The sequence below is a fragment of the Arhodomonas sp. KWT genome (assembly GCF_010993615.1).
Genome location: NZ_WNXE01000222.1, coordinates 1,704 through 3,450, shown reverse-complemented (window position 1 = coordinate 3,450; position 1,747 = coordinate 1,704). Strand labels below are relative to the sequence as shown.

Annotated in this window: 1 protein-coding gene; it reads left to right on the top strand. The window is 69.3% G+C overall.

The window, feature by feature from the left end; genetic code table 11:
* Positions 1–33: 33 nt before the first annotated feature.
* On the top strand, positions 34–1,747 hold a 1,714-nt coding region (gene ptsP / locus G7A99_RS16930), incomplete at its 3' end, for a phosphoenolpyruvate--protein phosphotransferase (protein WP_240466323.1).

Here is a 1,747-nt window from a genome sequence, read left to right as displayed (position 1 = left end):
GCCGCGCGGCAATGGACAGGGGCGGCGCGACTGATGCTCGAGACCCTTCATCGCATCGTTCAGGAGGTCAATGGCGCCGGCGATCTCGGCCAGGCGCTGAACATCATCGTTGATCGGGTGGCGGATGCCCTGGCGGTTGACGTGGCCTCCATCTATCTGGTCGGTGAGGATCAGGAAACCCTCACGCTGATGGCCACCCGCGGCCTGCGCGTGGATGCGGTGGGCCGGGTCCGGCTACGTTTCGACGAGGGCCTGGTCGGCCTGGTCGCCGAACGCGAGGAGCCGATCAATCTCCAGGACGCGGATCAGCATCCGCGCTTCCGCTTCTTCCCCGAGACCGGGGAGGAGCACTTCCACTCCTTCCTCGGCGTGCCCATCATCCACTACCGCCAGCTCCTCGGCGTGATGGTGGTGCAGGGCCAGCAGCGCCAGCGCTTCGACGACGAGAAGGTGGCTTTCCTGGTCACCATGGCCGCCCAGCTTTCCGGCGTTATCGCCCACGCCCGGGCCAGCGGCGGGCTGCGCGAGCTGGTCAAGCGCCGCGGCCTGGCGCGCAACCGGCCGCTGGCCGGTGTCGCCGGCGCCACCGGTGTCGGCATTGGCCATGCCTACACGCTGTATTCGGCGACGGATTTCGATGCGGTCCCGGAGATCACCGCCGACGACCCGGAGGCCGAGATCGAGGCGTTTCGTGCGGCCGTTGCCGCGGTGCGCGCCGACCTTGAGGACCTCCACGCCCGCCTCGAGGGCATGGTCGCGGAGGAGGAGCGCCGGCTCTTCGAGGTCTACGTGCGGCTGCTCGACGGTGAGAGCCTGTCCGGCTCCGTGGAAGCGCGCATCCGCGAGGGCGTGTGGGCGGCCGGGGCGGTGCGCGACGTCATTGTCGAACAGGTCCGTCACTTCGAGGACATGGAGGACGGCTACCTGCGCGAGCGCGCCAGTGACATTCGCGACATAGGCCGGCGGCTGATCGCCCGGCTCGGCGCCGGCGAGCGCCGGGCCCGGCCGCTGCCGAAGCGGGTGGTGCTGGTGGGGCACGAGGTGAACGCCTCGCAGCTCGCCGAGATCCCCCGGGAGCGCCTTGTGGGCGTGGTCTCGGCCACCGGCTCGGCGAACTCCCACGTCGCGATCCTGGCGCGGGCGCTGGGCGTGCCGGCGGTAATGGGCGTCAGCGACCTGCGCCCGAGTGTCGTCGACGGCCGTGAACTCATCGTCGACGGCTACCGTGGCCGGCTCTATGTCCAGCCCACGCGTGGGGTGATGCGCGAGTATCGGCGCCTGCAGCGCGAGGAGCGCCAGCTCGGCGAGGACCTCAAGGCCTTGCAGGCGCTGCCGGCGGAGAGCCCCGACGGCGAGCGCATTAACCTCTACATCAACACGGGGCTCATCTCGGACCTCGCGTCCTCCCGCGAGGTCGGCTGCGACGGCGTCGGCCTGCACCGCACGGAGTTCCCGTTCATGGTGCGCGAGCGATTTCCCAGCGAGGAGGAGCAGTCACGGCTGTACCGGGAGGTCCTCACCACCTTCTCGCCGCTGCCGGTTACGTTGCGCACGCTGGATATCGGTGGCGACAAGATGCTGCCGTATTTCCGCATCGACGACGACAACCCGTTCCTCGGCTGGCGCGGCGTGCGTGTGACGCTGGATCACCCCGAGATCTTTCTGACCCAGATCCGCGCGATGCTCCGGGCCTCGGAGGGGCTCAGCAACCTGCAGATCATGTTCCCGATGGTCTCGCGGATCGAGG